This is a genomic window from Butyrivibrio sp. XPD2006, assembly GCF_000420865.1.
Classification (GTDB): domain Bacteria; phylum Bacillota; class Clostridia; order Lachnospirales; family Lachnospiraceae; genus Butyrivibrio.
In genome coordinates this window covers 1-25,902 of record NZ_ATVT01000023.1, presented here as the reverse complement: position 1 = coordinate 25,902, position 25,902 = coordinate 1, and the positions used below count along the sequence as shown (strand labels likewise).

Here is a 25,902-nt window from a genome sequence, read left to right as displayed (position 1 = left end):
CCCCTCATAGATGTGTTGTTTACAGTTTAAAGAACCTCTACAGGATTCTCATCAACTACCCATGGAAGTCCGAACTCATTAAGCATATCCATATATGGATCGGGATCGAACTCATCGGTTGTGTATACACCGGGCTTCTTCCACTGACCTGTAAGAACAAGTGCTGTTCCGATCATGGCAGGAACACCGGTTGTGTAGCTGATAGCCTGGCTTCCAAGCTCCTTGTAGCATTCCTGGTGATCACATACGTTGTAGATATAGATGACCTTCTCCTTGCCATCCTTGACTCCGCGGATTATGCATCCGATGTTTGTCTTACCTACTGTTCTGGGGCCGAGGCTTGCAGGATCAGGTAAAAGAGCCTTTAAGAACTGGATAGGAACAATGTCTTTTCCCTCAAACTTAATAGGAGTTGTTGAGAGCATTCCCACATCCTCAAGGCATCTCATGTGATCGAGATAGCTCTGTCCAAAGGTCATGAAGAAACGGATCCTCTTGATCTCAGGGAAGTTCCTTCCAAGAGCCTCAATCTCCTCGTGGTGAAGAAGGTACATATCCTTCTGGCCAACCTCAGGGAAGTTGTACTCTCTCTTTATCTCCATGGGCTTGGTCTCTACCCAGTGGCCGTCCTCCCAGTAGCTTCCATTGGCGCTTACTTCACGAAGATTGATCTCGGGATTGAAGTTTGTGGCAAAAGCATATCCGTGGTCACCGCCGTTGCAGTCCAGGATATCCACTGTGTGTATCTCATCAAAATAGTGCTTCTTGGCATAAGCAACAAATACACTGGTTACGCCGGGATCAAAACCTGTTCCCAGAAGACCTGTGATTCCTGCCTCCTTGAACTTGTCCATATATGCCCACTGATAGCTGTAATCAAAGTATGCAGTAAAGCCCTTCTCCTTGCATCTCTTCTCGTAAGCTGCGCGCCATACAGGCTCATCTGTGTCCTCAGGCTCGTAGTTTGCTGTATCGATATAGTCTACTTTACACTCAAGGCAGGCATCCATAATAGTCAGATCCTGATAAGGAAGAGCCACGTTGAGAACCGCATCGGGCTGATACTCCTTGATCAGCTTAACAAGGTCTTTTACATCATCAGCGTTTACAGTTGCTGTTGTGATCTTAACAGGAGTTCCCTGTTTCTCAAGCTTTTCCTTAAGTGCATCGCACTTACTTACTGTGCGGCTTGCAAGGCACATCTCTGTGAACACCTTGCTGTTCTGTGCACACTTCTGAATTGCAACCTGTGCAACTCCTCCGCAACCAATTACCAATAATCTACTCATCTGGACATATCCTCCTCTTCCTGTAGCAAATCTTCTACGTATTTGGGCAGCATGAACGCTCCCTTATGCAAATGTGTGGTGTAGTACCAGGTCTTGATTCCCCTCTCATCCCATCTGTCAGGATTGAAGTCCTTAAGGGGATGATATTTCTTGCTGGCAAAGCCAAAGAGCCAGTAGCCGGCAGGGCATGTAGGAATGTGTGCCTGATAAACCCTGTTTACGGGGAATACTCTGTATGCCTTCCTGTGCATGGCTCTGCAGCTCTCTTCATCCTCGTCATAGAATGGGCTTCCGTGCTGATAAACCATTATACCGTCATCGTGAAGTGCCTTGTAGCAGCTTCCGTAGAATTCTTTTGTGAAAAGACCTGCCTCATGTCCCAAAGGTTCTGTGGCATCATTGATGATCAGGTCATACATATCCTCACACTTACGAAGATATTTAAGTCCATCCTGATAAAAGATATGAACTCTGTCATCCTCAAGTCCTACTGCATTGTCAGGAAAGTACTGTTTGCATACATCCACAAACATATTGTCGGGCTCAACCACATCAATAACCTTGATCTCATCATAGTGAGTCAGCTCTCTGGCAACACCTCCGTCACCTCCGCCAAGCACAAGGACTCTCTGCACCTTGGGGTGAACTGCCATAGGGACGTGAACTATCATCTCATCGTAAGTGAACTCGTCCTTCTCAGAAAAAATAATGTTTCCGTCCGATGTAAGGAACTTGCCAAACTCCGGTGAATCAAACACATCTATTCTCTGGAACTCACTGGTTCCGGAAAAGAGCTGCTTGGCAAGCCTTATACTAATTTTAACATTAGCGGTATGCATATCGCTAAACCAATAATCCATCTCTGCCATTTTCTGTCTCCTTAATCACTTCAGTACAAACAGCTCTGAGATATCCTCGCTCTCAGGCCCCTGCATGGAACATCCCTTCTCCATTGCAGTCTTTATATACTCAAGTATCTCTTCGGTTATCATCTCCCCGGGTGAAAGGATCGGGATTCCCGGAGGATAGCACATTACCGATTCAGCGCTTATCCTGCCGACACAGTCATCGATCGGAAGTGATTCTTTTTCTGCATAGAAAGCTTCCTGGGGAGTTGCCTTCACAATCGGAGTTACATATTCTGCGGAAAAGAACTGCTGCTCAGGCTTACTGTAAAGTCTTCTGATATCAGCAAGTGCTCCCGCAAGCCTCTCGATATCCTGAAGTCTGTCTCCTATCGATATATAAGCCATTACATTTGAGAGATCTCCAAATTCCATCTGGATATCATACTCATCTCTTAAAAGGTCATATACTTCAATTCCTGTAAGGCCGATCTTTCTTGTGTTTACAACGAGCTTCGTCTCGTCGAAATCAAAGATGCTACCTCCGTTTTTCAGCTCATTGCCGTATGCGTAATAGCCTCCGATGTCATTTATCTCTTCTCTGGCATACTGGGCCATCTTTGTAACTTTCTCAAAACTGTCATGACCGTTAAGTGCAAGGTTTCTTCTGGAAATATCAAGGCTTCCGAGGAGAAGGTAGCTTGCTGATGTGGTCTGTGTCAGATTGACGATCCTGCTGATATATCCCACATTGGCATCAGGTCCGCACAGAAGTATAGAACTCTGTGTGAGACTTCCTCCGGACTTGTGCATACTGATGGCTGCCATGTCCGCACCTGCTGCCATTCCGTTCAGAGGAAGGTTCGGCCCGAAGTAAAGGTGTGTTCCGTGAGCTTCATCCACCAGGGCTTTCATGCCGTGACTATGAGCAAGCTCTACGATTGCTTTAAGATCGGAGCATATTCCGTAGTAGGAAGGATTGTTGATGAGAATAGCCTTGGCATCCGGATTCTCCTTAACTGCCTTCTCAACATCCGCAATCTCCATTCCAAGCGGAATACCGAGATTAACATCAACTTTGGGGTCAATATAAACAGGAACTGCGCCGCACAGAATAAGAGCGTTGATAGCGCTCTTGTGCACGTTTCTGGGCATAATGATCTTTTCTCCCATCTTAACGGAAGAAAGAACCATTGCCTGCACGGCACTGGTAGTTCCGTTTACCATCATAAACGCATGTGCTGCTCCAAAGGCATCAGCCATAAGCTCTTCTGCTTCTTTTATTACTGAAACCGGGTGACACAGGTTATCAAGTGGCTTCATGGAATTAACATCAATTCCGACGCACCTCTCTCCCAAAAACCTTACCAGCTCGGCATTTCCTCTACCCCTTTTGTGCCCCGGCACATCAAATGGTACAACTCTCTGTTTCCTGAAGCGCTCCAGCGCATCGTATATAGGAGCTCTTCTCTGCTGTTCTGAATTCAACTAAAACTTCCTCCAACCATTCGCTTTATAAACACACGAAAAGGAGTGGCATGAGATTACTCTCATGCTACCCCTTGTTATATCTAATTAAGTCGCTCTAATAATACTATATAATTGCTCTAAATTAAAGTGATTTAAACAATATTTATTCCTTAGTGACCCTGTTTCTTCCGGCGTTCTTAGACGCATACATAGCTCTGTCGATTCGCCTGAAGATATTATCAAAGGTATCTTCTTTTTTAAGGTGGCTAAGGCCAATGGAGCAGGTAAGCCTTCCTACCTCACCAAAGCTTGCATCTTCAACATTTTTCCTTAGATTTTCAGCAAAAGACGCTGCCTTGTCTTCTGACATGTTACGAAGAAGGATTACAAACTCTTCACCGCCCCATCTTCCGACCGATGCGCTCTTTCCCTCTGCAGACTTCCTCAGGACCTCAGCAAAATGCTTTAATGCCTCATCGCCTGCTGCATGTCCGAATGTATCGTTTACGTTCTTGAAATAGTCCAGATCTATCATCATAAGAGATACATCCGATCCGCCCTTCTTGAACAATTCAATAGCATTGTTGATCTCAGTTTCTATTCCGCCCCTGTTGAACAGGCCTGTGAGCGGATCCCTGAGTGCAAGACTCTCATATTTCTTCATGGTGGACATAAGCTCTTTTACATTCTCATCGATATTCTGAACCATGAAGACAAATCTGAATTCTTCCTCAGTGGTCTCTGCTCTGATGAATACAAGCTTAACCCAGATATAAACACCTTCAAGATTCTTCATCTTGCAGTCAAAGGATGTGGTACGACCGGTGCTGAGGTTTTCCTTTAAATATTCAGGATCTGTAATACTCATGAACTGTTTCTGATCATCTGGCCAGATCATGTTGACAGCCATAAGCCTCCACTGGGAATACTTGATGGTGGCGTTCATTGTGTCATCGGATATCTCAGTAACACTGATACTGCTGGTAGTATCCTTCAAAAGATCCACATACATAGAGAACAGATAGGTGTTCTGGATCGTATTTACTTTCCTGTTCGTGGAATACTCCTCAACATATTCTTCGTTAGCCAGTTCATCCATGGCAAATACGTACTGCCCTGTTCCATCAATAGGATAAACATTCATCTGAATATAATGAGGTATGCTGTCACCCTCCACAAAGACCTTGGCTCTTCTGCTGTATTTACCCTTAAACTCACGATAATATGAGACAAAGGCCTTATAGTCATCGTTTATCGTATCGTTGGAATTCTCGAGATGGAACCATATCTTTTGAATAAGATCTTCGTAAACTCCCGTATCAGAAATCAGTGTAGAGAAAATGCCCTTTCTTGCTATAGTTCTGTACCTGTTCTGTTTGGAATCCACAAGTACAATTGCATCAACTGTCTCGTCCAGGATGCTTAAGAGATCCTCCCTTGTGTAGTCGTCAAGCGCTTTGTTTATCATGCTTATCCCCCGCCAATTCAGCCCTCAGGGGGCTGTTTTTACCCTATAATATTATACTGCAAAATTTTAATAAAGCAGCTATGAGATACATTTAATTATTATAACAGTTGCCGTTTTACCATTGCAGCGAATTTTCCATTTTTATCTATCAGTTCATCGTAAGTTCCGCTCTCAATGATTTCTCCTTTTTCAAGCATTATTATCCTGTCACAATTTTTTATTGTTGAAAGCCTGTGAGCAATAACAACCCTTGTACATTTTATTTTTTCAAGGGATTCCGATACTATTTTTTGTGTAATGTTATCCAATGCGCTTGTAGCTTCATCAAAAAGCACAAGTTTGGGATTTCCCGCAAGTGCTCTGGCTATAATAATTCTCTGTTTTTGTCCTCCCGATATACAGGAAGCATTCTCATCCACCAGTGTATTCATCTGCATTGGCATGTTTCTTATATCATCTGCTATTCCTGCTTTTTCCGCAGCTTCCCAAGCTTCCTGCTCAGTCATTCCGGGATTGGATATTGATATGTTTTTAAAAATAGATCCGGCAAAAAGCTTTGAATCCTGCATTACAACACCTAATTGCCTGCGAAGAGATTTCTTGTTTATGCTATTAATATTTATTCCATTGATATAAACATTTCCAAAAGTACATTCTTCAAAGCCAAGCAAAAGACGCATCAAAGTACTCTTGCCGCATCCACTCTTTCCAACTACGGCAACATATTCACCCTCATGTATTTTTAAACTGAAATTCTTAATTACTAATGGAAGATCTTTTCCATACCTGAATGAAACATTATCAAACTCAACGTTACGAATCTTGACCTCTTTAAGTGTCTCATCTTCTTTTACTTCAGGTGCCTGTTCCAGAAAAACATCAAGTTCTTCAAGGATCGGGCGAACCAATGATGCATTGGGAATAACTTCCTGAACATTAAGCAGTACTGCCGTGAGCATTGCATATACGGAAGTAAAAGCTATATAAGATTCAGCAAACATATTATTCTCATTGGCAACAAAATATATTGCCATCATTCCTATAAGAGTAACGGCCGTAAGGAGTACATTCCCATATGTGACAAAAAAGCCGGGATAATACTGTGCCATGGATTCCTTCTTGAATATTTTGAGCCACTTTGTATATATTCTTTTTTCTGATGCTGACACCTTCAGCGTCTGTATACCATTCATTATTGAAACCAAAAGTGCATTGTCTTTAGTCGTATACTCAATGGTTTCGGCGTTAACTGCGCTTTTTTTGTCAATAATCAAAGCAGACAGGCAGACATATAATATTGTAATAATGGTAACCGGAACCGCAAGGCTACCTCCCAAACGATATATCTGCCAAATGTATATAACACTGAGCACAAGCATCAGACCTGTGGTAAATACTCCTGTGACAAGTGCTTGACTGAGAATCTGCAACACTTGTATTCTCTTTGCAAGTTCACCTGTAGCATGTCTTTTATAATATTCTACCGGAAGTGAAAGAATTCTTTCCATAGTAGCAGCTCTTATATCCATGTCCACTTTTGCTGACATCCTATGCACTACCTGATTCTGAACAACCTTGAATAAGGTTACGGCAACAGCTGAAGCAATCATAAATATCATAAAGGGTACAATATATGAAACATTGTCAAAAGACTGAACACTTGAGAAAAGAATTTTTATAAGAACCGGAGTTATCATTCCTACACTTGTAGCAAGCAATCCATATACAAGCACATTGATATAATCCGCTCTATTAAGAGATTCCTTCATGAAAATCAGCAGATCATATCCTTTCATGCTTTTTTTTGGAAACTGTCTAAAAAAGCATATTCCACGATCCGCAAATTCTGATTCCTTACTTTTGTCTATAAGAATGTCTTTTCCCGACTCATAATTCTGATAATGAAATTTCCCATTCCTGTCAGGAATAAGAGCTACCACGTCACCATTATTTCTGGTAGCGAGAATAGGACCAATACTATCCTTTGACCAACCCTTTTTTAGCTCCATTTCATGAGTCGAGAAACCTCTTTTGTCAAAAAAGGTATAGAGATAGTCTTCCCATTCCGTCTCACTCATCTTATCAAAAGATTCAATGCTGATTTTCTCAGGCTTGCCGAGATAGGCAAGAATATGCTCAAAAGCATTTTCTATAAGAGACCTGTCGTAATTATTGCCTAACCATCCCAGCGCCTTTTTTCCCTCAACAACCTCAGTCAGGCTGATAAGCGCATCCGATAGTTCCACTTCATCTTCTGACATTCTCTTAAACAGTAATTCAGTTTCATAATTCATGTTTCTATCAGTCAAAGCTCCGCCTTTCCTAAATCTATCACTTATTCGCTGGTTATAAGATCAGAATAATACTTACAATTTTCCATAAGGTACTCATGCTTTCCCCTGTTTTCAATTTTGCCTTCCTTTAGTACTATAATCTCATCACAATCACGGATGATGGAAAGCCTATGAGAAATAACTAAAGTTGTAATTCCTCTTTCATGTATTGCTTTCATAACATTAAATTCAGTCTCCGCGTCAAGAGCAGCTGTAGCTTCATCAAGAACAAGAATTCTTGGATCATTTGCCAGTGCTCTTGCAATAGACAGCCTCTGTCTTTGACCTCCGGAAAAATTTCTTCCTCCTTCTTGCAAAACAGCTTGATACCCACCTTCTCTGGCAATTATATCCTCATGAATCTGAACATCTCTTGATGCCATGATGATTTCATAGTTCTCTATTGTATCATCAAACATCTTAAGATTATCAACGATTCTATCTTCAAAAAAAGTTGTGCTCTGTGTCACAAAAGAAAGACTTGATGCCAAAACCTCCCTTGGAATTTCACTAATAGGAGTATTATCTATAAGTATCTCACCGCTCCAAGGCTTTTGAATACCGGCAAGAAGTTTGGCCACTGTGCTTTTTCCACTGCCTGATCCGCCAACAATCGCTACACTCATACCGGCCTTCATTGAAAACGAAAAGTCCTCAAGTATCGGTGGCAGAAGTCTGTTATATCCAAAAGTAATATGTTTCATTTCCAGAGTATCGCCAAGTTTACGATATTCTTTATCTTTATTAAGCCCTTCATATTCTAAATCAAACTCAGGAGAATAATGCATAACATCCTGCACTCTTTCAGCTTCAGTCCTCATTTCCATAAACAGCTGGGATGTGTTGGCCGCTGATCTGGCAGGTGTTATAAATGAATTCAGATATGCATTGAAAGCTACTAAAATGCCAATTGTCCAATTTCCCTTCATTACCCAAATAGCGCCGATTATAATAACAAGGTTTGTGGTCACAGAAGTAATGAGATCCGGAATCTGTCCTACACGATATTCAAGCTTTGCAAGATTCATGTTCTGCTTGGTGTAATCTCCATAATAGTTTGCCCACTCCTGAAAAAAACCCTTTTCAACTCCGGATGCTTTTATCGTTTCTATCATTTCTATGGCGCTTATGGTAGCTACATTGAGATTTGCTGTCTGTTTGGACATTACTCTTGCAATATTTATACGTTTGTTAGAGATAAATCTGCTAAGAAAGAGGTTGGACAATACTGAAATTATACCGATCGTCGCCAGAAGAGGACTATAGGTAAACATAATAGCAGCGTAGAAAATAATTGATGCTACATCCAAAACAACAGGCGTTATATTGGTTATTATGGTAGTCGAAAGATTTTGATTTGAATTGTACCTTTCAAGCAAATCTCCGCTCATTCTCTGTTCATAGAACCTGCACGGCAAACTCATAAGGTGCCAGACAAATCCCGTACAAGCCTTAATAGACATTTTGCCCTGAAGTTTTGTCATATAAGCAGCCTGTATCCATAAAGCAGTGATTTGAATTCCTACAAGTGATAAAACAAGTAAATAGAACAATATTCCCAGTTTCATATCAGGAGTTATCATAATGATATCAACAAAGAATCTGTCAATGGCAGGCAAAAGGATTTTTACCATAGTACTGATAAGTGCAGTCAAAAGTACCAGGGCAACCATTTTCCCGGCTCCCTTAAGCTGTTCGCTTACAAAATCGAATATCGAAGCCGGTCTCCCGCAAGGTGAAAACTTTTCGGTCGGAGACATAATAAGACATACACCGGAATATCTGCGCGCAAAAGCATCCTCATCAAGAGTGATCATTCCCCGTGCCGGATCATTTACATAAAATCTGCCGTTTCTGATACCATTCAAAACAATAAAATGATCTCCGTCAGCAAAAACTATACAAGGAAAAGTAGCCCTCTCCTTAAGTCTGTCCAAATTAAGTCTGAGTGCTCTTGTTTCAAACCCCTGATCAACAGCTACAAGATACATATTTTTAAGATTTGATCCATCCCTCGAAACTCCGCATTCTTCACGGACTTTTTCAAGTGGAAGAAATCTTCCGTAATAGGCAAAAACCATAGTAAGGCAAGCTGCTCCGCATTCAACAGCTTCCATCTGCATTATTACAGGAACCTTGGCAACTCCTTTTGAAAGTGGGATTCTTTTTTTGTAAATTCCCATGATCATTCACCTTTTAAGTTAAACACATATTTTCCGGGCTTTATAGTTCCTTCAATTATTTTCACATCAATTACGCCATCGGGTAAATCTTTATCCATTTCAATATATACCCTGTAATAGTTTGTATCACTCAAAAGAGCAAATTCTCTGATATATAAAGTCCCGACAATATCAAGAACATCCTGTGCACTGTCAGCAGTATCTTTAATTTTTACAACCTTTCCGCTATTGTTACTGCTCAAAACCTTCGCCCCGGGTTCAACCTTTACAGCATCCATATAATCCATCCAGCAAACCGTGACACCATCATCAGTATATGCCTTGGTGCTATAAGATAATTCTACAGTTCCAAATATCGCCCACTGTAAAAAGCCAAGCAGAAGTAAAGCAATTGCCAAAAGAACAATCCAAACAGACGGTCTTGTCGCATGCATATACTCCCCAATCTTTTTAGGAGATTTTAATATCACTCCTCCGTCATCTTCTCTTATTTTTGTGTTTTTTGCCATTGCACCCACCTCAATTCTTAAACACAATCCATGAAGGTATCTTTTTTATCTTTATGTCCATTGTTTCATTATCTATTGATAACAATACCCTTGTATTTTCCCACACAAAGCATTTGCTCTTAATGTATTGTGAAATATCAAATTCCATATCAAGCATAACAGGTTCCCTGTCAGAGCTTCTTTTGAACTCCATAACGGTTTTCTCAAAATCATAAAGAAAACTGATTCCTCTTTCCACCTGCTCATGTGCAATTTTGCCAAGGATTTTAATGAATTCTCCCCTAAGTTTCATAACGGACTGCGTACTTCTGTAAGAATTAAAAATACCCCCGAACATCTCTTCGTTATGGCGATAAAATGCCAAAAGATCACATCTTCCTATGATTTCTCGCAGTGTCAATGGGAACGATCCTTCTAGCGATGATAAAAACATTATCATTGCTTCAATATACGGAAAATCCGTGCGAACCTCTGACTTAAAATCATAAAACTGAAGAAATAGCTCTTTATTTGCTTTTATCAAATCCAGAGTTTTTTCACTGCAAACATTCCTGTTAAAAATACTCAAATCTACAGTGTCCGCATCAAAATATGCCCGTCCTATGACTTTGTCACACTCTTCCGTAGCCGGAAGAGGAAAAAACTTATGAAGCTGAATATCAATACTTCCGATAAGATAAATTTTTCTTATCATTGAAAGAGTCTGATAAAAGTCATCCACTGTCTCATCCGGATAGCCATAAATAAATGAAACAATACTTTTTATTCCGGCCTCAGTTATCCATCTTATTGTTTCAACAGCATTCTCCAGCTTAAGATTTTTGTGGGTAATCCTTTGCATTCTATCCGACCCTGTTTCTATCCCGGTGTAGATTTCCAAGCAACCGGCCTTTTTCATCAAATCAATCAGGTCCTTGTCAAGTACATCCGTCCTGGAAGAGCATCTCCATACATATGGACTTCCTTTCTCTATGAGGTAATTGCAAAAGCTTGTGATATGCTTTCTGTTTGCTGTGAACATATCGTGCTGTATAGCAAAATCTGTCTGCCCATAAAGTTCGAAGTATTTATCCATTTCCTTCACAAGCACATCTGCCGGTTTAACTCTGAATTTACGTTTCCAGAATCTTGAAGTAGAACAAAATGAACATTCGAAAGGGCATCCTCTTCCCCCTTCCATTGTTACCCTCATTTTCTTAAACTCTGCCACGTTCCCAAGTCTATACTGAGTATATTTTGTTAATTCATCATCTGATAAAAGGGCAGCACATGGATTTTCTTTAATTGTACCATTATTTCGATAAACAATTCCCGGTACAACATCAAAGTCTCTTTTTCCAAATATTTCTCTCATAAGCGGCAATATACTTCTCTCTGATTCGCCAAGACATATAAGGTCAAGAAAATTAAAGGTTTCCATGCATTTTTTCGAAGTAAGCGTTGCATGAGGCCCACCATAAAAAATAAATGTTTCCGGTGCTCTTTTTTTTACAACCTCTGAAACTCTCACAACCAGATGAAAAGTATTGCAAATAGTGTAAAAGCCTACAACCGGTGTACCTTGAGAAATGATCAGGTCTGCCATTTTTCCTATCAGTTTCTCAGGATCGTCTCCTATATCAAATTCTTTTTTCCTTACAAGATCATCAAAACTTATTATCTTTGTTTCAAACTCCGGCTCTAATATGCTCTTTAAGATATGCTGTCCTATATGTGCAGTAACCGCCTCTGTACCTGAAAGATCCATTCCGTTAACCAATAAAACATCCATCATTTCCCCTCTGTTTCCAAAAGCCTTTTTCTGAGTTTTTTCTCCTGTTCTTTTCTGGATAAAAGGATTTTTTCTTCATGCTCCTGTTTTCTCAAAAGCCTGATTTCTCTCATAAATGGTGAAATTCCAAAATGATTCTCAAGTGCGTCCTTGTCACTTCCGTCAACAATCTTTAACAAAAGCTTTATTAGATTATCTGCTGAAATACCTATATCCGACTCCAAAAGCAAATTATCACTCCTGTTTCCGACAGATGAATTTAAATCTGTAAGAACATTCAAAAGCCTTTTTGCTTCAGCGGCAGTTTTTATTTGAGATAACCTTTCCGGACTGTGTATTATTTCTCGAAGATAAGCATTTTGAAGATTGTTTTTACCTATTTTAAACGGAAGAACAGAAACTTTGGGAACATAAAGTCTGACCGCAAACAACCCCAAAAAAGAGGTCTTTCTGTAATATACATCCCCGGAAAGTTTTAAAAGACTGTTAATAAGGCTTTTGTTCCACTCGCTGTTAGAATCTCCAAAGTTTTTCCATCTTGAAAACTCCCAAGTAGTACCCCCTTCAAAAAAAGTCTTCGGCATATCTGCAAAATCGTTTCTAAAACTGTCTGCAAGATTTCTAAAGCTAAGCACATTGGCATCATCGGAATGAACAGGAAGCATATAGTCCTTTGTTTTTAAGTCACTTTTTCCCTGAGCCATTTCCGTCAGGCACCTCTCAAGTGCTACGTTAAAAAGAGGATGCGCCCCAAATCTGGATGCATAAAGCTCTTTACTTTTATCGAAAAATACCACATTCAACACAGGAAGATCTTTTAAAAGTGAGGCATCCCTTACAACTATTTTCAGGTCAAACTTCTTTTCAGCTTCATTTATGATATCCAAAGCCTCCGGAGCAAGTTCTTCCAAAATTTTTCTGTCTATTTCCGGCGGAGTATAACCGTTTAATATTATCTGAAATTTGGAATATCTCTCTGCAGTTTCACATAGAGCCTGGCACAAGGCTTCTTCTTGAGTATTTCCGGCTGCCATGGCATTGCTTCCGCTCATACAATTAATTACATCTTCGGGAAGATAAACCTCTTTTCCTGTTTTTAAGCTCGTATATGGGATAAAAGACAATTCTTTTGTCCCAAGGTATTCTTCCAAAAATGCTTCTTTGTCAGTATCATTCTCATGTATACAAAGTTTGGAAAAATCATCAGCGGCATCACGGGAATCCCAAAGTGCATTTATAGGAAGCCTTTTTTCAAACGGCCACTTAGGCCCATCAGAATAATCCCACTGCGACTTATATATAACAAAATTGGATAATCTTTCCACAGCTTCGCCATATGCGCTGGCAAGAGCCCACTCAGGATTTGTCCCCTTCCCCCAAACTCTCCAATTACACATAGGATCATAAAGTTGCACACTGGAAAGACCGTTCATGCATTCGTAGCCTATCTCATTAAGTTCAATATCAAGTTTCTCCAGAATTTTCTTTATGTTTTGTACTGTTTCCTGTGGCTTTTTTTCTTTTCCCTTTGCAAACATCAATCCTCCAAAATGACATCACTCATAGCTCTTCCTCCGCCAACAATCGGAGTCTTAAACTTAATTCTCATAGGTGTTTTGAAAATCGGACCATCAACAGTAATTGAGTGATACTCCCCATCTTCACCGCATATATCCATTCCCCTTTTTTTGAATTCCTCAATAAGATCTTTGTTTATTTCTCTGCCTATGTAGTCTTCAGACAGATAATCAGTTTTGACGGCTTTTATCAAAAACTTATATCCTCTTTCAAGAACCTCATTTAATATATCCTCGGATTTTTCATTCCAGAGCGGAGTTAAAAGATCTATCCCCAGCCTCTCTGCCAGATGCCTGTTCCAGGCAGCCACATCTTCCCTGTATATATCACCCGTACAAACAGCTTCAGCGTTATATTTGCTTATTGCCTCCGAAAGAGTTTTATACATATCATCTTCATTATGGAGTTCTTCGGTCTCGCAAAACACAACAGGAATCCCAAGATGCTCTTCGTATTTTTTAAAAACTTCTTTTCTTATGCCGTGATTATAGTTAAAACCTCGCTTTGTTACAGTTGTATAAAGAGCTACAGGCTCATGCCCCTGTCTTATCATTCTGTCAAGACAAAGAGTGCAATCCTTGCCTCCACTGTATGCCATAATAAATCTCATCTACACAAGCTCCTTTCTATGTTTTACAGCTTTTAAGATTTTTTCCCTGTAATCATTTCTAAAAAACGTGCAAAAATATTTGTCTCTTCCTGATATGCAGCCATCTTCAAATGAAGCTACTATCCTGCATCCCCCCATGCATTTATTAATATGTTTACAATTCTTGCAATCAGTATTGTTATCCATCTGCTGTTTCAATGTATAACCATAAAAACAACTTATACCGGGAGAATTTATTGCTTCAATAAAACCAACCTCCTTGACAAAGGCCATGTCGTCTATAATCTCTTTTCCCGCTGACGCGGCTCCTGCGCATGGAAGAAGTCGTCCTTGCGCATTTAAAAATGGTATAAGCTTCTCATTGGCACAAAGCCCCATCTCACAATTATCAACAAAAAAGCAGGCATCATCCGCGGGAATTGCCCATATTCCGTCGTATGAAGCAGCATAAAAATAAGCATTTAAATATATTTCCATACTTATATGATCGCGATAATAATCCGGAATATAATTGCAAAAAGCATCAAGAACCTGTGAAGGCGAAAGCTTTAAATCAGGGATGAATTTTCCTGCGCTTCCTGACATGATAAGCGGCGTAACTTTTAAAGATGAACAGCCATGATCATTAAGTGTCTTTACCGAACTTCTGAGCTCATCCATATTGGCTCTGCAAAACATCATGTCGCTGCTTGTTCTAAATCCCTCACTTTTACATAAATCAAAAGCCTTGAGCGCATCTGCTCTTGCTCCGGCTCTGTTTCTTATAAAGTCATGACTTTCGTCTCCGTCATAACTAATGCAAAATGTTGGATTATGTCCATTATCCTTAAGACAGCCAAGAATTCTTTCATTGAGATAAAAGCCATTGGTTATTATTGCAGATATGGATATACCACTTTGAGACAGTTCTTTTACCAGAGTCTCAAAGTCATTACGAATAAGTGGCTCCCCTCCGGTAATCACTACACTTTCTATTCCCGCCTCTTTAATAAGTGGAATATATGAGATAAGTTCATCCGTAGTCGGCTCGTTTTTTTTATCTTCTCCCAGATAGCAGTGTCTGCAAGAGTAATTGCAGCGTTCCGTGATCATCCATTGCAGAGTCTTAACTTTTCTCATAGTCATTAGTCCTTAAGAATATCGAGTAATTTTGCATAATACCCATCCTTGTAGAAAGAACATGTAAGCGGAGCTTTTAGCATAAGATTAATGTCTGTATTTTCAAAAGAAAATCCGCTTTCCACTGCCTGATACAGCACGCCGCAGACTCTGCAATTTCCTCCGTGACATCTATCGCTAAATTCACATTCTCTACACTCTTTTAATCCATCCAGAAGTTCCTCTGTGGACATTTTCATAAGCTGTGAATAGGAAGAATTATTTAATATATCCTTAAGTGGCATATTTAATACATTACACCGCCCGGGCTCCCAGTCCTTTTGAAGCGCAACGCCCTCACAACCATCACATGGCATTATCCTACCGGTAGAAGATACGTATACAGCATTTATCGCTTTGAAACACCACGCAGAATGCTTTATATCACCGGATTCATATTGATAGGAATTTCCTCTTTGATAATCGGCAGCAGTCGCTCCTGCCCGAATTGTTGGTCCGTTAAACCAAATGAATTCCAAATCTTTTTTATTCTCCTGCCTAAGGCTTTCACTAACCTTTAGCATAACTTCCCAATATTCTCTTGCTGTTAAGCTAAGAAGTCCGCTTCTGATCCATTTTGGCCCCTCACTGGTCCTTATGAAAAATATCGAACGCACTCCCAGATCATATAGATATTTGCACGTCTCCGGCATCGTCGGTGCGGTCTTAAAGTTGACATTGACATTAGCTTTAACGCAAAAGCCATTGTCTGCCGCCAGTTTAATAGCTCTTTCCGCTTCCTGCTGTGCTCCCTGCCTTCCTCTCATCCAATCGTGTGTTCCAAATCCATCAAAACTTATAACTATTTGAGGATTCATATCATATTTTTTCAAAAGAGCTATAACTTCTTCATTAAACCTGTAACCGTTAGTGAATAGCTGCAACATATTCATCTGCCTTTTGTACATTGCCTCTACGACTTTATCAAAGTCGGCACGTACAAGCGGTTCTCCACCCGATATAGTCAGATTTCTTATTCCACAGGACAAAAACTCGTCTAATATATGTTCGATTTGTTCCGGACTAAACTCAAATATCTCCTTGCCATATTCCGTTGCCGAAAAACAATGGATACAGTTTAGGTTGCATCTTCCCGTAATGGAAAAAAAGCCCTGAGGAACACGCCTGTTATCAAAAAAAACATATTCTTGCCAGTCTTTGATTTTAGAGGGAACTGTATTTTTTTCAAGCACCCCCATTTCTATGTATTTTTCTATGAAAGGCCTGAATTTTTCTTCATACTCTTTGTCAATTTCCGTGACTCCGTCACATTTTGAAAGAAGTTCATACAATGGATATTTTAGTCTGTAAGGAATTTCTATACTCCCCGACTTTTCAAGTACAAACAGATCTCCCCTGTATCCCCTTAAGCACCATGGCTCTTTTAATTTAAGCTTCATCCTTCTCCTCCTGTTATTCTTCTAGAAGATTCTGCCAAATCCTTTCATGTATTTCTTAAGGATGTCCTGAGATTCTTTCTGACTCATTGTTTCAAAGAGTAACTTCCTGTCAGATTCAGAAATGCCGCTTATCAGATCATACCAACTTCCGCTTAATTCCCTATTTCCGTTTTTTTGATAATTTTTCTCACATATGTACGATGCAGCCTCTTTAAATGCCTCCTTGAACGATCCACAAAAACCTCTGTTTATGGATCCGTATTCGTGATCTGCTTCGATAGCACAACCTCCGCCACATACGAACATCACAGGACATTTCTCACAGTCGGTAATTTTGTCAGCAGTTCTGTTTCTCCACTTTGGATAGCTAAAATCAAATCTGAAACGTTTAGCTTCAATGTCAGTAAATCCAACTGCATATTCTTCCATGGATACAACGTCCCAGCAGGTGTACAATAGTCCGTCAGGATCTACCACCAGCATATCTGATTCAGCGCCACAAGCTGCCGGACGAAGCAGAGGGTAGCTTTCTCTTTCCAACGCTCTTCCCACTCTGTTTAGCACCTGAGAGTACACCATGCAGTGCTGCATAGCTTCTGTTCTGTCCATGCCACTGTTTATCATGGTTTCAAACATTTCCAGATCAGTTATGGCATTTGCAGGGTCATCTTCAAAGCACCCTATAGTGGCCTTAAAATACCAATAAAAATTTGGATAATCCAAAAAACCGCGTTCCTTATACTCATTTACAAGTTCCATGGAACTATCCAGATTAGACCTGTTAATATTGGTACGAAGATGAATCCTTATACCTGCTTTCAATGCAAGTTCAACATTTTTCATAATACGGTCATAGCTTCCCTGCCCACCGGCAAGAATTCGTCTCTTGTCATGAACCTGCTTGGGACCGTCTACTGTAACCTGAATAAAATCAAATTTAACCTCCTTTATCAAGTCGATGTATTTATCAAGATCATAACCATTGGTGACACAGACCATTTCTATCCCACGTTTTTTACAACCATTAATGATTTCTTCAACCTGCGGTCTGTTACTTGCCAAAAGAGGTTCTCCCCCATATAAAAAAATATGCCTTATAACTCTATTCTGCCTGATATACTCGTCAATCTGTTCCCAAACAGCATCGATGACCTCCTTTTTCATCGTGTGCCCGAGCCATTCTCCGCCTTTCTCAAGGCGTTTTCTCTCATAGCAATAATCGCACCTGAAGTTACAGTTGTAGGTAGGCATTATTACTATATCCATAAGAGTTCTATAAGGAAGAAGAAAATAACACCTGGATAAGAGGGCTGCGCTTTCTGCTTCAGCTTTTTCATCCTCGCAAACCAAATGTCCACGCCTTTTAAGCCGCTGTCTTGTCTCCCCCGGTAATTCTTCTGTATTTTCACTTTTAATCAATTTCCACTCATCAGCCGTTATAATGTCATATGCACCATATACTCCGTTTGAAAGAAGCATTTCTCCATCAGATTCTTCTGAAAGAGGCACAATCATACTGTACACGCTTAAATGTTCCGAAGCCATTTTACAGTCCCCCACAATTACCTTATTTATAAAGAACTCACATACACCTTAACAATAAAGATATACGTGAGTTCAATAATTATAATTTACAATATTAAATTTAAGCTATGCCTATTCCAACGCATCCGAAAGATACTGCACCAACACAAGGTTCTCCACCGGCAATCTTTTCAACATTCTCAAGGCTGAGTTCTTCGTTTGACAGCTGAGCAATAAATTTTTCAGCATCCTCAAGGGAAACTTCTACTGAATTTTCCTTGCAAATATCTATTACTTCCTGCGCACTTTTACAAGCTGCCAATTTCTGAAAAAGTTCTTTGGACACTTTCATTTCTGCCATATTTCACCTGAACTTTCTCAACACTGAGCACATGCATTTCCGGCACATGCACCACCGGCAACGCTGGTCATGTCATCAAGGTTAAGCTCACCGCTTGATAACTGAGCAAAATACTTTTCTGCTTCAGCTCTTGCAAGATCAATTCCTTCAGCTTTTGCGAGTTCAAGAAGCTCATCAACACTTTTGCACTTTGAAGCCTTTTCAATCTGTTCTTTAGTAAAGTTCATTCCAATACCTCCTGATATAACCATCCAATTGCTACTCTATACACCTTCACTACGGCATATATAACTACAAATACATTTTAATATATCATATTTTTTATAGTCAATATTTTTACTTTTTTTAATCAGTTTTTAATAATATGCATTACACTATTCTGCTCTAAGGGCATCTATAGGCTTTAGTTTAGAAGCTTTGTAAGCAGGCGCAATTCCAAAAAAAACTCCTACAAACACAGACAGTCCTGCCACAAGTACTACTGCCAGTGGATTAACCACAAACGGAAAACCAATAAATCTGCATACACTAAAGGATAATGCGAGCCCCAAAACAACGCCGATAAATCCTCCCGCCAAAGTAAGCTTTGCAGTTTCAGCCAGAAACTGAAACATTATATAGCTCGTCCTTGCTCCAATAGATTTCCTGATTCCAATTTCTCTTGTCCTCTCTTCCACAGTTACAGTCATGATATTCATTACACCGATACCACCTACAATAATAGAAATAGCTGCTATTATAGCTCCAACATATTTAATCATGCTCATTATGCGATCATATCCGCTCATAGTATCTTCTCTACTTACTCTTACAGCTCCCAGGCCTCTAATATCAAGCATGTTTTCAACTAAAGATGCAAGTCCTCTAAGAGCACTCTCCACATGATCATGATCTACAATAAGTTTAACATCTGTCAGTTTTTCGTCAGGTTCTATCTCCAGTACGTCACAGGCAGTTATAAAAGGAATATAACATTCGTATATATTTTTGTTTTCCTGCGAAATATCCCAATCAGAGGTAGCAATAATACCTATTACAGTAAAATCATGGCTTTTATTTTTCACCGATATAGTAAGCTGCTTTCCCAAAATATCGCTATACCCAAAGATTTTAGTTGCAACATTTTCAGGTATTACACAAACATAATCGCCATTTATCAATTCATCAAAATCATAAAATCTCCCCTTTAGCAAAGTCATGGCATTTTCCTGCAATATGGCATTGCCGTCGCCAAAAAGATTAACAGTCACCTCTTGTCCCCTATAACTTACAGACTGACCATCCGCAGAAATTGTATCAACAAGATCTATTCCGTATATTTGACCGTTGTAGTGTTCTGAAAGACGAGACAGCAAATTTCTTGTGATAAACTTTTCAGTTTTCGTGGGATCAACTTTTATTATGATGGAAGAAGCTTTTTTATTAAGATCAAGCTTCATTTGCTCCTCATACCCATCGCTAATGACAAGGATTAAAAGAACTGACATTATTCCTATGATAATGCCCAACATAGTAAGAATATTTCTGACTCTTGTATTTTTCCCATCTGTCAGAATGTTCCTAAGCGCATCAATAGGTTTCATTCCGGCAGCTTTTCTGGCTGGATAAAGTCCAAAAAAAAGGCCTAAAATGATAGAGAAAAATCCTGCAAGCAATACTTCCGCAGGCGATAGTCTAAGTTCAAATGAGAGAATCCGGCAACCGATTGCGGAAATGATAATTCCAATAATAATTCCTAAAACGCCGCCAATAAAAGAAAGAAAAGCAGATTCCGCCAAAAACTGGGCCATAACTGCTGTGGTTCTGGCTCCGATAGATTTACGGATACCGATTTCTCTGGTTCTTTCCGTAACCGAGACCAGCATAATGTTCATAATACCGATGCCGCCGACTACAAGAGATACAATCGCAACAAGTATCATAAAATATCTGGCATTTCTGATAATACTACCAAACATATCCGCAAGACCTTCGGTAATCCTTGAAGATATTGCGTTACTCCCTGCCAGATCATGATTTCTGGCTATTATTTGATATGCTTTTTTGGTCACATCATTCAATACCTGTCCATCGGCATATACTTCCACCAAAGTCATGGAATCAACGTTAACATCAAAATCGTTTCCATAAGAAGTATACGGTATCTCTATAGACGCATAGAAATCCCTGTTAGTGTCATTGAACATATCCAAAAATGAGTGGTCACTTTGCCTAAGGCCAATAACAGTATATTCTGCGCTTTTGCTTCCGACCAATATTTCAATCGGCATACCGATACAATTTCTTGTGCCAAATATTTTATCAGCATCCGTGTCCATCATTACACAAACTCTTTCAAGTGTGTCAACCTGTTGCCTGGAAAAATATGTTCCGGCTGCCATTTCTCTTCCCTTGGCATAAAGACCGCCTTCAGATCTGGCAATCAATGTTGAAAGAAATGTCCCCCTTGAGGTGGCTATCTTAACAGTTCGTTCAGACTCTGAATACACCGGACTGATTCCATTCAGTTCAGATATCTTTTCTTTAACATCATCCATATCTTCCTGTGTAATTCTTTCAGTTGTCTTCAACGGATCTATGGCTATATTGCCGGAGCTGGTCAATGTATTATTAAGCTGAGTAGTTATATAATCACTCATTCCGTTGCCTAGTGCTATAACGATAATTACTGACGCAATACCGATAACTATTCCGAGCATGGTCATCAATGTACGTGTCTTATTACCAATAAGCTGCTTAATAGCACTTTTAATGTACTCAGCAATTATCTCCATAATACACCTCCATTATCATTATATCGTACTTTTGAAAACAGATTCAGCAAAACATACAGGGAAATCACTTCGTGATTTCCCTGTCGTCCGTTGTCGCCAAGCTCATCAGGAAATATATGGCAATACGTCGCCTAAGCGACTACTTCACAAAAAAAGACACATGGTCTTTCAAGTAAACTTGAGACCATGTGTCTTTTTATTGTGAAACTCCTTACGGAGTCATTACCTTATATTTCCTGATGAGTTTGGCTCGTTATCGCTCACATCCCCATACCCATTCCGGCGCCACCTGCTGGCATAGGAGGAACGGGCTCCTTGATTGTAGCCACAGCTGCCTCAGTTGTAAGGAAGCTTGAAGCTACTGATGTAGCATTCTGAAGAGCTGAACGTGTAACCTTGGCAGGATCGATGATTCCGTCCTTAACCATGTCCACATACTCTTCTGAGTAAGCATTAAATCCGATTCCGGCCTTAGACTCTTTTACCTTGTTAACGATAACAGATCCGTCAAGTCCGGCATTTGCTGCGATGTGGAAAAGAGGTGCCTCAAGAGCCTTAAGAACAACCTTAGCTCCTGTCTTCTCATCTCCCTCAAGCTTGTCAGCAAGCTTTGCAACTTCCTTGGAAGCGTGGATGTAAGCTGATCCACCACCGAAGATAATACCCTCTTCAACAGCTGCTCTTGTAGCATTAAGAGCATCTTCCATTCTGTACTTAGCTTCCTTCATCTCAGTCTCTGTAGCAGCACCGACTCTGATAACTGCAACACCGCCTGCGAGCTTAGCAAGTCTCTCCTGAAGCTTCTCTCTGTCGAAATCAGATGTTGTATCCTCGATCTGCTTCTTAATCTGAGCTACTCTTGCCTGGATCTCTTTCTTAGCTCCAAGACCATCAACGATTGTTGTCTTCTCCTTCTCAACCTTGATGCTCTTAGCTCTTCCAAGGTCATCCATTGTTGTATCCTTGAGCTCAAGACCAAGATCTGAAGAAATAACCTTACCGCCTGTAAGAATAGCGATATCCTCAAGCATAGCCTTTCTGCGATCGCCGTATCCGGGAGCCTTAACAGCTACTACATTGAATGTACCACGGAGCTTGTTAACGATAAGAGTTGTAAGAGCCTCACCGTCAACATCCTCAGCGATGATAAGGAGCTTGGAGCCTGTCTTAACGATCTGCTCAAGAAGAGGAAGAATATCCTGGATATTAGAGATCTTCTTGTCTGTGATAAGGATGAATGGATCCTCTAAAGTAGCTTCCATCTTATCCATATCTGTTGCCATGTATGCTGAAATGTATCCTCTGTCGAACTGCATTCCTTCTACAAGGTCAAGCTCTGTCTGCATTGTCTTGGACTCTTCGATTGTGATAACACCATCGTTTGAAACCTTCTCCATTGCATCAGCGATCATCTGGCCTACTTCATCATCTCCTGATGAAACAGCAGCTACTCTCATGATCTGCTCTTTGCCCTTAACCTTGGTTGCCATCTTGCCGATAGCCTCTACTGCTGCGTCAGTAGCCTTCTTCATACCTTTTCTGAGAACGATTGGGTTAGCGCCTGCAGCCAGGTTCTTAACACCTTCGTTGATCATAGCCTGTGCAAGAACTGTAGCTGTTGTTGTACCGTCACCTGCTACATCATTGGTCTTGGTAGCTACTTCCTTAACAAGCTGAGCTCCCATATTCTCATAAGAATCCTCAAGCTCAATCTCTTTTGCAATAGTAACACCGTCGTTTGTGATTGTAGGTGCACCGTATGACTTGTCAAGAACTACGTTTCTACCTTTGGGTCCGAGTGTTACTCTGACTGTATCAGCAAGCTTATTAACGCCTTCTACCATAGCTGTGCGGGCGTCAGCGCCGTACTTAATTGTCTTTGCCATTTTTATTTCCTCCGAAAATATAATTATTTAATGATCGCAAGAATATCATTCTGCTTAACAATGATATATGTTACATCATCAAGCTTAACTTCTGTTCCTGAGTACTTGGAATAGATGACATTGTCACCTTTCTTAACTTCCATCTTAACTTCCTTGCCATCTACTACTCCGCCGGGTCCTACTGCAATAACCTCAGCCTGCTGTGGCTTCTCTTTCTCAGCTCCCGGAAGGACGATACCTGATTTGGTTGTCTCTTCTGCCTCAAGCTGCTTCAATACAACTCTGTCTGCAAGTGGTACTAACTTCATTACAAACGCCTCCTTTATGTAATCTTATGAATTTACGATTTTGCTTTGTTAGCACTCGGCTTGATTGAGTGCTAACCTCCAAGAACATATATTAGCACCTTTTATTCTGTCATTCAAGTATATTTATTATTTTTCTTGCCTCATCCAGTTTGCTTTGAAGTAATAAATAATAAATATTATCGTACTAACCGACCATGTCAGAGGATAAGCCCAGAAAATAACGTTCACAACAGGGATGAATCTTACTGTAACAGTAATATAGGTTATTCTGAGAAGGCACCAGCTTGAGAGCATTACCAGCATAGGGACCGTAGTCTTGCCTGCCCCTCTGTATATGCCTGCCAGTGCATGGCTCGTGGCCAGCAGAAAATAAAAGAGGCTCTCGGTCCTGGCCTGAGAAGCTCCTATTGCAAGAACCTCCGGATCATTTGAAAACATTCTGAGAAGTATAGGAGCAAAGACAATGGTTATAACACCAATAACCTCCGCTGCACCTGCGCTTATCAGAGTTCCGATAACCGAGCCCTTCCTGACCCTGTCATAATTGCCGGCTCCGAGATTCTGACTTACAAATGTAGTCAGCGCCATCGTCATACATACAATCGGTAAAAAGACAAATCCCTCAAGCTTAAAATAGCTTCCGCATCCGGCCATAGCCACTGCTCCAAAAGCATTGATATTGGACTGGACTACAACATTTCCGATAGCAATAACACTGTTCTGTATTCCGGTAGGAAAACCGATCTTAAGCTCTTTTGCAATGGTTTCTTTATCCATTGCCAATTTGGAAATATATATCCTGTGGGGGCCATCAACTTTGGTAAGCTTGGAAAATGCCAGAAATGCACTGACAAACTGTGCGATTATGGTAGCTCCTGCTGCGCCTCCTATACCAAATCCAAGGAATTTCACAAACAGAATATCAAGCACTGTATTTATGCAGGTACTGGCCATAAGGTAATAGAGAGGTCTCTTGGAATCCCCCATTGCCTGGAAAACACCGCAACACGCATTATAAATAACATTTCCAAGGCCCCCAAGGAAAAATATCTTAAAATATGTAATCGAATTGGGAAGAACATCTTCCGGAGTGCCCATGAGCTTTAACAGTTGCGGAGTTATAAAATATCCGCCAACAGTCAGAACAACTCCCATGATCAGCGCAAATGTTATACCTGTATGGACTGCAATCGAAACACCTTCATAGTCTTTGGCGCCGTATCTTTTACCGACGATAACATTGTTTCCCATAAACAGTCCGTTTATAAATCCAACCATCAAAAAGATAAGACTTCCGGTCGTACTGACTGCTGCAAGTGCCTCTTTTCCCAAAACATTACCAACAACAACAGAATCCACCACATTGTAGGTCTGCTGCAGGAGCTGTCCGAAAAACAGCGGTATTGCAAAGCTTATAAGTTTTTTGGTTATTGAACCTTCTGTCATTACTTAATATATCCTCTAATAATCATTTATTCAGCCAAGAAATTCTACTACTTTTAAGATGTTTATACAAATAGTTTCATATAAATAGTTTATACTCTTTTAATACTTACTAAATTGCATTTGGATTTGCTCTAATGCATAATAATCGTAAGATATTATGTTTATGCCGTGACACGGATGGCGCGGCGTTTGCCTTACTGGCAAACACTTCATCAAGGAGGTGATTATAGTGAGCACAAACTTTTTCAGCAGTTTAAACGGCAAGTTTGATCTCAACAGCAGCATGAGCAGTCTCTACGGTGACTATAACCAGATAAAGAGCGGTGCTTATGGCTCTCTTATGAAATCATATGTCAAAAAAGTCGGTAACAAATCTGCTCTGAAAGCATATCAGGAGACAGGTTCTACAACCACAGCTGCTGACTCTTCTTCAAGTGCTACCACAGCTGCAAGCTCCAAGAAAAGTTCGACCTCCAAGTCAAATTTCCTGGACAACCATTTCAGCAGCATCAAGAACTCAGGAACCTATACCAAGTCAGAGCTTCTTAAGAAGCTGAAAGAAGAAGAAAATTCGCAGCCGGCCGCATCTGAAGCAGCTGCCGGAACAAATCTGGACACCACTGTTTAAACCAAACATAAAGAGGAGACGTTAAGTCCAATGTCATTAAGTTAGTATGACAATACAAAAATGGCAACAGACTGAGGATGAAGTATTTTACTCTTCATCCTCAGTTTCTTCTTTTTAGGGCATAGCAAATAGACGGATTTTCTCCGCCAAAATAAAATTATGCAGCTTATTGTTTTTATGCTACTCTGTATAGGAAACTATGATATATCTTGCCAGTTAGTTTTCTTTCCCGATGTCTATCTGGCCTTATAGGAACTAGATTTTTTGATATAATGGTTTCCAAATCAGGTGATGATGCCTTTCCTCGATAGAACAATCTACACATATGCACTGCAACCGAAAAATTCGCTTTATATGTATG

Annotated in this window: 20 protein-coding genes; 1 reads left to right on the top strand and 19 read right to left on the bottom strand. The window is 40.3% G+C overall.

What is annotated here, in order from left to right:
* Nucleotides 1-26 precede the first annotated feature (26 nt).
* The 19 genes from G590_RS0117530 to G590_RS0117440 all read right to left on the bottom strand — a co-directional run bounded on the left by G590_RS0117530 (nt 27) and on the right by G590_RS0117440 (nt 24,913).
* The gene (locus tag G590_RS0117530; RefSeq protein WP_022766944.1) at nt 27-1,289 is read right to left on the bottom strand and encodes a saccharopine dehydrogenase family protein; all 1,263 of its coding nucleotides are present in this window, start codon (nt 1,287-1,289) and stop codon (nt 27-29) included.
* Nucleotides 1,286-2,149, bottom strand: a complete 864-nt coding sequence (gene speE / locus G590_RS0117525) for a polyamine aminopropyltransferase (RefSeq protein ID WP_026494249.1) — start codon at nt 2,147-2,149, stop codon at nt 1,286-1,288. The genes G590_RS0117530 and speE overlap by 4 nt, the downstream gene beginning before the upstream one ends.
* Before the next feature lie 24 nt (nt 2,150-2,173).
* A complete protein-coding gene (locus G590_RS0117520) occupies nt 2,174-3,622 on the bottom strand; it encodes an aminotransferase class I/II-fold pyridoxal phosphate-dependent enzyme (protein ID WP_022766942.1) in 1,449 nt (482 codons plus the stop codon).
* Nucleotides 3,623-3,767: 145 nt separating this feature from the next.
* The gene (locus G590_RS0117515) at nt 3,768-5,072 is read right to left on the bottom strand and encodes a GGDEF domain-containing protein (RefSeq protein WP_022766941.1); all 1,305 of its coding nucleotides are present in this window, start codon (nt 5,070-5,072) and stop codon (nt 3,768-3,770) included.
* Between the two features lie 98 nt (nt 5,073-5,170).
* The gene (locus G590_RS0117510) at nt 5,171-7,381 is read right to left on the bottom strand and encodes an ATP-binding cassette domain-containing protein (RefSeq protein ID WP_155828798.1); all 2,211 of its coding nucleotides are present in this window, start codon (nt 7,379-7,381) and stop codon (nt 5,171-5,173) included.
* 26 nt (nt 7,382-7,407) lie between these two features.
* Nucleotides 7,408-9,588 (bottom strand): cysteine peptidase family C39 domain-containing protein, encoded by a 2,181-nt coding sequence (locus tag G590_RS0117505; RefSeq protein ID WP_022766939.1) that lies wholly within the window; start codon nt 9,586-9,588, stop codon nt 7,408-7,410.
* Between the two features lie 2 nt (nt 9,589-9,590).
* The gene (locus G590_RS0117500) at nt 9,591-10,097 is read right to left on the bottom strand and encodes a hypothetical protein (protein WP_022766938.1); all 507 of its coding nucleotides are present in this window, start codon (nt 10,095-10,097) and stop codon (nt 9,591-9,593) included.
* Between the two features lie 10 nt (nt 10,098-10,107).
* The gene (locus G590_RS0117495; protein ID WP_196802520.1) at nt 10,108-11,682 is read right to left on the bottom strand and encodes a B12-binding domain-containing radical SAM protein; all 1,575 of its coding nucleotides are present in this window, start codon (nt 11,680-11,682) and stop codon (nt 10,108-10,110) included.
* A 185-nt stretch (nt 11,683-11,867) separates the two neighbouring features.
* Entirely contained in the window at nt 11,868-13,406 is a 1,539-nt protein-coding gene (locus G590_RS0117490; protein ID WP_022766936.1) for a YcaO-like family protein, read from the bottom strand.
* On the bottom strand, nt 13,406-14,044 hold the full coding sequence (locus G590_RS20125; RefSeq protein ID WP_196802519.1) for a diphthine--ammonia ligase: 639 nt from the start codon (nt 14,042-14,044) through the stop codon (nt 13,406-13,408). The genes G590_RS0117490 and G590_RS20125 overlap by 1 nt, the downstream gene beginning before the upstream one ends.
* Before the next feature lie 12 nt (nt 14,045-14,056).
* On the bottom strand, nt 14,057-15,175 hold the full coding sequence (locus G590_RS0117480) for a radical SAM protein (protein ID WP_196802518.1): 1,119 nt from the start codon (nt 15,173-15,175) through the stop codon (nt 14,057-14,059).
* Between the two features lie 5 nt (nt 15,176-15,180).
* A complete protein-coding gene (locus tag G590_RS0117475; protein WP_022766933.1) occupies nt 15,181-16,614 on the bottom strand; it encodes a radical SAM protein in 1,434 nt (477 codons plus the stop codon).
* A 21-nt stretch (nt 16,615-16,635) separates the two neighbouring features.
* Complete coding sequence (locus G590_RS0117470) at nt 16,636-18,159, bottom strand: radical SAM/SPASM domain-containing protein (protein WP_022766932.1); 1,524 nt, start codon at nt 18,157-18,159, stop codon at nt 16,636-16,638.
* 100 nt (nt 18,160-18,259) lie between these two features.
* On the bottom strand, nt 18,260-18,499 hold the full coding sequence (locus G590_RS0117465; protein ID WP_022766931.1) for a hypothetical protein: 240 nt from the start codon (nt 18,497-18,499) through the stop codon (nt 18,260-18,262).
* A gap of 17 nt (nt 18,500-18,516) precedes the next feature.
* Nucleotides 18,517-18,726 (bottom strand): hypothetical protein, encoded by a 210-nt coding sequence (locus G590_RS0117460; RefSeq protein ID WP_022766930.1) that lies wholly within the window; start codon nt 18,724-18,726, stop codon nt 18,517-18,519.
* 147 nt (nt 18,727-18,873) lie between these two features.
* Nucleotides 18,874-21,273: an ABC transporter permease gene (locus G590_RS0117455; protein ID WP_022766929.1), complete on the bottom strand. Its 2,400-nt coding sequence runs from the start codon at nt 21,271-21,273 to the stop codon at nt 18,874-18,876.
* Nucleotides 21,274-21,533: 260 nt separating this feature from the next.
* A complete protein-coding gene (gene groL, locus G590_RS0117450; RefSeq protein ID WP_022766928.1) occupies nt 21,534-23,159 on the bottom strand; it encodes a chaperonin GroEL in 1,626 nt (541 codons plus the stop codon).
* A 23-nt stretch (nt 23,160-23,182) separates the two neighbouring features.
* A complete protein-coding gene (locus G590_RS0117445; RefSeq protein ID WP_022766927.1) occupies nt 23,183-23,467 on the bottom strand; it encodes a co-chaperone GroES in 285 nt (94 codons plus the stop codon).
* 126 nt (nt 23,468-23,593) lie between these two features.
* The gene (locus G590_RS0117440) at nt 23,594-24,913 is read right to left on the bottom strand and encodes an MATE family efflux transporter (protein ID WP_022766926.1); all 1,320 of its coding nucleotides are present in this window, start codon (nt 24,911-24,913) and stop codon (nt 23,594-23,596) included.
* A gap of 229 nt (nt 24,914-25,142) precedes the next feature.
* Between G590_RS0117440 and G590_RS0117435 the strand changes: the two genes are divergently transcribed.
* Complete coding sequence (locus G590_RS0117435) at nt 25,143-25,541, top strand: hypothetical protein (protein ID WP_022766925.1); 399 nt, start codon at nt 25,143-25,145, stop codon at nt 25,539-25,541.
* Nucleotides 25,542-25,902: the final 361 nt, after the last annotated feature.